At 41.1% G+C, this 8,577-nt stretch carries 7 protein-coding genes; 2 read left to right on the forward strand and 5 right to left on the reverse strand.

All coding sequences use genetic code 11. The features are described 5' to 3' along the window. Window positions 1–8: 8 nt before the first annotated feature. Window positions 9–3,038, reverse strand: coding sequence for an FtsK/SpoIIIE domain-containing protein (locus DP116_RS02350; protein WP_169153638.1), 3,030 nt, complete (start codon window positions 3,036–3,038; stop codon window positions 9–11). A gap of 358 nt (window positions 3,039–3,396) precedes the next feature. Here DP116_RS02350 and DP116_RS02355 point away from each other — a divergent pair, with 358 nt between their 5' ends. Continuing rightward, window positions 3,397–3,546, forward strand: coding sequence for a hypothetical protein (locus tag DP116_RS02355; RefSeq protein ID WP_169153639.1), 150 nt, complete (start codon window positions 3,397–3,399; stop codon window positions 3,544–3,546). A gap of 34 nt (window positions 3,547–3,580) precedes the next feature. Here the strand turns inward: DP116_RS02355 and DP116_RS02360 are convergent, their stop codons facing one another. The 3 genes from DP116_RS02360 to DP116_RS02370 all read right to left on the reverse strand — a co-directional run bounded on the left by DP116_RS02360 (window position 3,581) and on the right by DP116_RS02370 (window position 6,293). After that, a complete protein-coding gene (locus tag DP116_RS02360; protein WP_169153640.1) occupies window positions 3,581–3,940 on the reverse strand; it encodes a VOC family protein in 360 nt (119 codons plus the stop codon). Between the two features lie 435 nt (window positions 3,941–4,375). Next, the gene (locus DP116_RS02365) at window positions 4,376–5,566 is read right to left on the reverse strand and encodes a homospermidine biosynthesis protein (RefSeq protein WP_169153641.1); all 1,191 of its coding nucleotides are present in this window, start codon (window positions 5,564–5,566) and stop codon (window positions 4,376–4,378) included. A 205-nt stretch (window positions 5,567–5,771) separates the two neighbouring features. Beyond that, entirely contained in the window at window positions 5,772–6,293 is a 522-nt protein-coding gene (locus DP116_RS02370; RefSeq protein WP_169153642.1) for an O-acetyl-ADP-ribose deacetylase, read from the reverse strand. Between the two features lie 306 nt (window positions 6,294–6,599). On the opposite strand from DP116_RS02370, the gene cobO reads away from it, so the two are divergent. Continuing rightward, window positions 6,600–7,262: a cob(I)yrinic acid a,c-diamide adenosyltransferase gene (gene cobO / locus DP116_RS02375; protein ID WP_169153643.1), complete on the forward strand. Its 663-nt coding sequence runs from the start codon at window positions 6,600–6,602 to the stop codon at window positions 7,260–7,262. 48 nt (window positions 7,263–7,310) lie between these two features. Here the strand turns inward: cobO and DP116_RS02380 are convergent, their stop codons facing one another. Next, complete coding sequence (locus DP116_RS02380; protein WP_169153644.1) at window positions 7,311–8,060, reverse strand: hypothetical protein; 750 nt, start codon at window positions 8,058–8,060, stop codon at window positions 7,311–7,313. Window positions 8,061–8,577: the final 517 nt, after the last annotated feature.

Raw genomic sequence — 8,577 nt, forward strand, 5'->3', positions numbered from 1 at the left:
AAAAAATTTTATTTTTTGGTGTGAAGATTAGCCCAAAGAGTCTCAGATATTTTGACTTTTGAGCCAATAGGCATTTTTATGAGAGGAGTATTCACAAACTTTGCACCACTATAACCACTCAAGTAAGCTCTACCTTTAGCATCTTTGGGTATATCGCCTGCAATTGCATCTTCTAATATGCGATAGCTAGCATCTGGACTCACCCGAAAAACGACTTTTTCTTCACATTGATCTGTCACTTGTTTAGTTATAACTTCGGTAGTTGGTCTTTGGGTACAGTAAATAATATGAATTCCAAATTTACGACCTTTACGAGCATACTCTTTCAGTCGCTTTTCAATAGTGTCTCGCAGTTTACTGGAAACATCTGCAATGTCAGCGGCTTCGTCAATAATCCAGAGTGTACGGTCAATTTCAACTCCTTCCTCTTGCAATTCTTTAAGGTTTTCGACTCCATACTCCTGCATTAACTGCAAGCGTCTTTCGTACTCTTGCTGATGAATTTTCTCTACTAAATTTGGACAATTCTCTGGAGTTGTCTCAATCTCAACATTAACTCCCATATGATTTAACCATTGAAAGTCAACTCCACCGAAATCAGCAATGTAAATCCTACGTTTTGGGTTAACGTATAAAAATTGAAAGATAATCCATTTCAGAAAATTGCTTTTTCCAGCGCCAGACACCCCAGCTACTAGGCGATGGGGAATTTCACTCCAGCTAGATGTTACAGGATTATTTTCATCATCTAAACCAACTATATATTCGTCTTTTGTCATCAGGTGTTTATAGTTGTTGAAGATTTCCTCAGCAGTGCTGTTACGCAAGCGAGTTGTCGCCATACCCGGAACTGGAGTATTCCCAGGAATGACAAGGCGGAAGAATCCACTAATTTCTTCCAGTGTTGCAAGACGGTGTAATGGTTTTAAGTCTTTTATTTGTGCAAGAGGTAACCTCCGTGAATTATTTGAAGATTGAGTTATTGCTGAAGCGCCAGTCCGGATAATTGCGCCTCCAGATGAAGGTAAAGTTGGATGACTAAAATTTGCGGAATTAAAAGAGTTTGAGTAAAGATTTGTCGAACCATCACCCAACTCATTGCTTAGCTTGGGCTTAATAGGTTGTCTGATGTACTTCTCTCCAAAATCACCTTCCCAACCTTTGCGTTCAACAGCAGTAGAAATATCTATATTTTCAGTTGCGCTCAAGGTTTCTAAAAACTTTTGCTCGTCTTTATCCCGACTGACAATTTCAATATAATCTTGTTCTCCAGAACTATTAGATTTGGTTGCACTCTGTACTAATGTCATTAAAACAGTACGAATATTGCTGCGGGTTTCTGCCAGTGCTTTGATATTGTATTTGAATAAATTTCTATTTACATATAATTCTTGATATTGTTTGTAAGTTTTTAAGGCTGTATCTAGAAAAGCATCCTTGCTCTTACTTGTGAGCAGTTGCAGTTGAGCTACCATTTGACTAAGAGCATTAACCCACGTTTCCCTATCCTCGGAACTTTGACAGACTTGAATAGTAATTTCTAGTAAGAATTTTTCTTTTAATCTATGGAGAACATCACAGACAGCTAACATGTTGTTATCTTTGTTAGCTTCAAAGAAGTAAGGTAGATAGTAGCCTTGCAAATTGAATATTTCTGGCTTGATGACTTCTCCTTGAAATATCTTATCAAAATCTTCCTGATACAGCCTTTCGTCCGCAATCTTTCTATCAATTTCTCTAATCGTCATAGTTTTTACATCAAAATCTTCCAATTGAAATCCAAAATATAGTCCTGTCAGGATATGATTTGATTTCATGTCAAGTAATTTTTGATGCGGTTTCAGAAGTGATACAGTTACATCTCTTATCTCTTCTTGATAATCTTGGAGAAATTCTGAAAGAATTGTGACTTGTTGCTCAACGTTATAAAAATAAATTCTGCTAATACACCGAACTGCTTCTACTTGTTCTCGTAAGTTATTTTGTGTATCAAGTAGAAGTGAACCTTTAATAGCCTCTATCAAAAATGGAACTGAGAGTTCACCTAATTCTTCTAATTTATTCCAGTCTCTTAAGATAATCGCTGCTTTAGCCTTGATAGTATCATTCAAGCAAGACCACGATGAGCCTACTTCATTAATTGGTTCAGCAGCAAGTCGCCGTAAGTCAATATCACTATTATCTAAAAAAGGAATCAAAATATCTGATAATGTTCTTTGTGTGCCAGCATCCTGATATTTTCGATATTGTCTATCTCTGAGAAGTAAGTTGGCTAAATCCAAAGCAACTTCTACAACAAACTGCTGTAATGTGGAAGCTGAACGAGCGATAAACTCAACACCTACAACACCGAGTCTAGCTAGAATTCTCTCAACAACATCCAGATAAGATGAAGGAATTGTCTGCAACAGTCGTAACAGATGTCTTTTAGGTGTATAAACCCAAAAATCAATGTATTCTTTAGAGATTGACCTATTATTAAGACGATTTAGACTTTCACTAATAATTTGACTTTGAATATCCTCGGCTGACTTCGGAAGAAATCTTCCTGTAATCATCGCAGAGTAACCTATTTGCTGAATTGCCCAAGCCGCTGATAAACGAATCAAATCGCTACCCGATTTAGCTTCCTGACACAACTTTTCAAGTATCCTGACACTATGGCGCTTGTAGTCTTCTGGATCAGCTAGCAGAGAGATTTCCTCAAGAGGTTCGTCAAGTCCCTGGATATAGTCGAGAGTTGCAAGTTGGGCTTTGATTTGCGGGTTAGTAATATAACCAAAACTTTGAAGCCCCATAGCCAAGATGAATTCATCTTGGTAGTTCAACAACTCTTCGATCGCCCTTAGCGGTACATTTTGTCTTTGGGCTGTTTCCAAAAATAGCTGGATTTTCTCCCCATCGTCACGACATTGGGCGAGGTTGTCAAAAAAGTCTTTGCCAAATTGGACGGGGGTGAACTTACTTACACTAGCGCCTTGTCCCCCTAGTTGGATTTCTGAGAGATTGTCCATAACTTCGGATGATAAAGATGACATCCGTGAAATTGTTTATTTTTTTACTTTTCTATTGTAAGCGGTTTAATATTTAAAGTATAAATAGCAACTTAAGTATTCTTTATTTTTCTTCAGGTTACAGCTACTACCTCGTTCCCAGTCAGAGACTGGGAATGACCCATTGGGAGGCTCTGCCTCCCTTACTTGCGGCAGAGCCGCCCTAAGCGCATTTCCAGGTAGAACCTGGAAACGAGATTTTAGAACGTGGAATAAAGGCTTGAGCTTTAAGTTGACACGTATGGGCTAGCCTTTGCCCCTAATCTGTAGTTTATTTACTTGAAAAGCGCTGTAATATAACCTCTGCTCAATCACCTACTGGTTTTTACTATGCCGCGTAGAAGTGCTGAGGCTTGTCGCTAGATATTGCCCAATACTTGAGAACAAAATAGGCGATGCGGAAGTTGCTTTAAAGGCGATCGCCCTTCAATACGCTTCGGATAAAGATCACAACGCCTGCGGCGATCGCCTTAAAAAGGGGGTAAATAGATAAAATAGCCCCCCTCGTACTTCTCCACTTTTCCACCTCACTGCTGACTGAGTTCAACAATATTCCCATCAGGATCTTTGGTGAAAAGGGCTGGGCGTCCGGAGGCGCTGGGTTGAATGAAGCAGTTGTTATTTTGGAGTTGTTGTTTGGCTGCGTCTAAGTCAGCAACTGAGAATGCAACGTGGGGATTGCGCCCCCATTTTTCGTTTTGATCTTCAGTGGGGACTCCCTGGGCAGCTATCAGGTGAATTTGATGATTCCCAACTTGATACCAAGCGCCAGCATATTTCAGAGAGCGCTCTACTTTGGGCAATCCTAGCACCTTTGTATAGAAATGTTCGGCTCGTTCTAGATCCGTGACAAGAATGGCTGTGTGAAGACACTGAGTAATCTGCATTGGTCTTGGTAGGTTGAGAGTTTTAAGTACGTCAACATTGAAAAACGTAAAATAGAGTCTTGGCGATTACTTCGCTACCCTTCGGGAAGCCGCTTCGCGTCTACACTTCGTTTCGCTCGTAATGACATTTTACGTTTAATTAGGTTGAGAGTTTTATTATGGAGCGAGCTGAGTTGAGAGAAGTAAGGGACAGGGGGACAAGGAGGATAAGCTCAGATCTTGCACGATAACTTTCGTCCGCCAAGAAATAAATTTCTTGGCTCAAAGTTCAAGTCCGTTAAAACGGACTGGGTAAGTTTTTGAGTCCGTTTTAACGGACTTGGGTTATTAGCCTTGAACTTGAGTTCAAGGCATACTATCGGTGAGGTGCAAGATCTCAGTAAGGGGAATTTTACTCTCTCTGACTTGCTCACTCCCTCATCTTCCCATCTTCTCCTATGACTCTGTGCCTCCTGTATTAGGAATAAGCCTGCCTATAGGAGACGTTGCGACTTCTTGAGAAGATGTGCTTTGAGCCACAGCAACAGGTATTTCATCTACTGATTGAGTTTTCGCTGCTAAATAATCTGTCCGCAGCTTGTCTAGCATTTGTTCTCGTTTGTCATACAACCGCTTGAGAGAACAAGGCTGACATTGGTTGAGGGCGTAAGCTGTGACTAACGGTAATGCAATTGTGCTGTCGGTATAACAAACTATTGTGCTAGGTAATTCATTTGGATCAATTTTACCCCAACTGACAGCTTCCGAGGGTGTGGCTCCGGATAACCCACCAGTATCTGGACGGGCATCGGTAAATTGGACAAAGTAATCGTGTCCTCGTTCTTCTAGCCCTAAGACTTCGTGAATCTGCGGTTGTGTTTGTAGCAAAAAGTTTTTAGGACTGCCACCACCAATAATCACAGCTGCACTTTTGCCTCCTGTTTCTCTTGCACTATAGGCAATGGCTGCTGTCTCGTTTACATCAATAGAAGGATCTAAGATCAGCGGAGATCCTTCCAATGACAATGCGGCAACGTTCATACCAATAGAACTATCACCTGGGGAGGATGTGTAAATCGGTACTCCACACTCATAAGCTGTCGCTAGTAGACAGGAATGCTTAACCCCCAATTGCTTTTCTACCTCTCGGACATACTTGCCTAGTAAATTATGAAATTCAGCAGTTCCCATCCGTTTTTGGAATGGTTCTGCTTGCAAAATTTTACGGATGAAAGCGTCTGTTTCCAACAGGACATCGTAGCCAAAGATAATGTCATAAATGCGGATAGTACCTTCCTGGCGCAGCTTCACATCATTTAAAAATGGATTACCAGCAAAGAGTTCAAAACCTAGCCCATAGTGCATATCATGATAAAGATTAGCACCAGTACTAATGATCCAATCAATAAATCCGTTGCGGATAAGCGGTGCTAGCGCAGAAACCCCGAATCCTGCTGGTGTCATCGCACCAGAAAGGCTAACTCCTACCGTTACATCTTCTTTGAACACATCTCGACTCAGGAGATGACATATCTCCCGCAATCGTGCTGAATTGTATGCTGTGAAGTAATTATCAATCAAATCGACGACCCCGATATCAGTTGGTATCGGTGTAGGTGCGATTTTTTTTCCCAGCTGTTTTGACATTTGTGGTAGTCCCCGAACAAAGAATTAATAATTGTACCTATTCATGGTGAGTAAGCGCGCTGCGGGAGGATCTCCAACGCCAGAACAAGCGTGAGGGAAACCCTCCTATGTCCTGCGGACACGCTACGCTATCAGTACTGGCTCCTCCGCAGGCGACGGGCGTTCCCAGAGGGTCAAAATCTGAATCAACAAACAGCATACAATCTTAGCTTTGAGTTATTTCTTGCACCACCCGCAAGTAGCAATTGTAGGCATTTTGCCCAAAACACACGAATATAATTTGTTCGAGAGAGTTATTGCTGTGTAAAAATTTGTTAACTTCATTGACAGCAATTTTAGTAGCACGTTCTAGTGGAAAACAATATGCGCCTGTGCTAATGGCTGGAAAAGCAATAGTTTTTATTCCGTTTTGTACTGCTAATGCTAGACTATTGCGATAACATTGTGCCAACAACTCATCTTCTCCAGAATTTCCACCTTCCCACACCGGACCAACGGTGTGAATCACCCACTTTGCTGGAAGATGATAACCTTTAGTTATCTTTGCTTGACCAGTATCACACCCCTGTAACTTGCGACACTCTGACAAAAGTTCTGGTCCGGCTACACTATGTATCGCGCCATCAACACCACTACCTCCTAGTAAGGAATTATTGGCAGCATTCACAATAGCATCTACCTGTAGCTGGGTAATATCCCCTTGGATAACGGAAACTCTATTTTCCATAATTGATACCAAGCAAGTTGCGTTTAAAAACCTCACCTCCAGCCCCTCTCCTTAGTAAGGAAAGGGGTGCCCGTGAGGGCGGGGTGAGGTGTAAGTGATGAATACAAGGCGCGTATGAGGCACAGTTGCTGCAAATGAAGTGTTCTGGTTCATCTTATTCTTCTAGAGCAGATCTGGTAAGGTTTCTAGAGGAATATGCTGCATTTTTTACCAATTTCTTATATTTTTTATCATTTATTTAACATTTAAATAAACGAATTTTTGATAAAGCCTTGTAGTAATGATACTAAACTGAACGCCAGCGCTATGCAAACCGACGAAACTTGGACAACCTCCGATGTAAGTGCCGTTGGGGAAAATTCCTCCCTTACGTCAGAACAGTACCGTAAAAAGATGCAGCGACGCAAAGAAGTTCAGGAGGTGCGAATGAAGAATGCGTCTAACGAAAAAGGGTTAATTATTGTTAATACTGGTAATGGCAAGGGGAAAACCACTGCAGCATTAGGTATGGTGTTGCGTGCGCTTGGTCATGGGTATAAGGTTGCTATCATCCAATTTATTAAAGGAGCGTGGGAACCTTCTGAAAAAAGAGTTTTTAGTATTTGGCAAGATGATTTGTTAGAATTTCACGCTTTGGGCGAAGGCTTTACTTGGGATACTCAAGATCGCGATCGCGACATCGAAAAAGCGATCGCCGCTTGGCAAAAATCATTAGAATATATCCGCAATCCACAGTTCAAACTGGTGCTGTTGGATGAAATTAATATTGCTCTTAAACTTGGTTACTTACAAGTTGAGGAAGTTTTAGCTGGGCTAGATCAAAAGCCACCTAACAATCATGTTATTCTCACAGGCAGAGGTGCACCTACAGCATTGATTTCACGCGCTGACTTAGTAACGGAAATGACTTTAGTCAAACATCCCTTCCGAGATCAGGGTATTAAGGCACAACCAGGAATTGAGTATTAAGAAGTGCTAAGTAAGGAGTTAGGAGTTGTATTCTTACCTCCTGACTCCTCACTGTTGAACATTCGCCTGACACATTTGTAAAACCTGGCGATCGCTACTACTGATGTTATTTAGCTGATAATAATCTTGCAATGTTACTGAGTGAGCATAAGTGCTGGATTCATCATCCATCACCCGAGGTAATGTATTGTTTGCTGCTACTTGAGTTGGGCTTTTGTCACCTGGGTAACCATTCACTGTCATTGCCAACTCTCCAGAGGAACGGAGTGTGCCATTAAAACAACTAAACTCAGAGCTTGGCATATATAACGCACCTGTCACTTTGCTCTGGTGCTTTTCAAATATGATATACCCTTGCCCCAGTTGACCAGACTTGGGTGACTGACCGTAGAGGTAAACGCCATCTTGTTGAGGGAACTTGGCTGCTATGGGCGTAACACTGGCAGTTTTGGTGGGTGTTTGGGGTTGTGCAATTGCGACTGTGGTTGTAGGAACTGCTTCCAAATCATTTGATTTCGTTATATCAGTTGGAACGGTCACCGATTTTGCCAGTACTCTACGCAGTCGGGTTTGTTTGTCCCTAGTCATGTCTGAAGCTGGATTGGGGTTCTGCTGCAACCAAGTGTAAGTGGGTAACTGAGAATCTTCAGCCAATTCCGCAGATTGATCAATATATGCAAGCTGATTACTCATTACTGGTTTAGGGCGATTAACAACCAAGCCAACCAACACAAGTCCGCCAATAATGGGGATTCCTAATAAACTGGGGGAAAGAAACTTTTTGATATTGTTTACCACCGGATTCCTCCTGTGAAAAAAATCTCTTGATTTTCTGGAACTTACCTACAAACGTACCGAAGTATTGATGTGTAAAGGCTCCGTCAATGGTTTGATTTATCTTGTCTCGAAAAAATCTTTGCCACAAAATAAATTCTTGCTTGTATTTTTCGGGAGTTATTTTGAGCCATAATCTTAACTTACCATTGTTTGCGCTATTGTTGCCTCATTCATTAGATTTACTCAATTGCATGATTTTTGAAATGAAAAACTTAAAATGAAATGCTAATTTTTCGGACTTTTCTTTTTTTTATTATTTAATTTCAAAAACAATTGACACGTTCTTGGTATAATCATCTGTCTAATGTATGAACTATCTGAACAAGGAAAACTACACAAGTAATTCTCTTGATTCCAGATATCATTCAAAAATTTTGGCAAAAATGACAACGAGAGTAGACGAAAGCGGGAGTCAAACAACTGGGGGTGTAAGGGTGTAAGGGGGACTCACCAGTTCCCTCTGGGGATAGGGGGAGAG

The organism is Brasilonema bromeliae SPC951 (genome assembly GCF_012912135.1).
Taxonomy (GTDB): Bacteria; Cyanobacteriota; Cyanobacteriia; order Cyanobacteriales; family Nostocaceae; genus Brasilonema; species Brasilonema bromeliae.

What these genes read in the sequence shown, in the direction of transcription:
- DP116_RS02350 (WP_169153638.1), bottom strand. Translation starts at nt 3,038, where the DNA reads ATGTCATCTTTATCATCCGAAGTTATGGACAATCTCTCAGAAATCCAA.
- DP116_RS02360 (WP_169153640.1), bottom strand. Translation starts at nt 3,940, where the DNA reads ATGCAGATTACTCAGTGTCTTCACACAGCCATTCTTGTCACGGATCTA.
- DP116_RS02365 (WP_169153641.1), bottom strand. Translation starts at nt 5,566, where the DNA reads ATGTCAAAACAGCTGGGAAAAAAAATCGCACCTACACCGATACCAACT.
- DP116_RS02370 (WP_169153642.1), bottom strand. Translation starts at nt 6,293, where the DNA reads ATGGAAAATAGAGTTTCCGTTATCCAAGGGGATATTACCCAGCTACAG.
- cobO (WP_169153643.1), top strand. Translation starts at nt 6,600, where the DNA reads ATGCAAACCGACGAAACTTGGACAACCTCCGATGTAAGTGCCGTTGGG.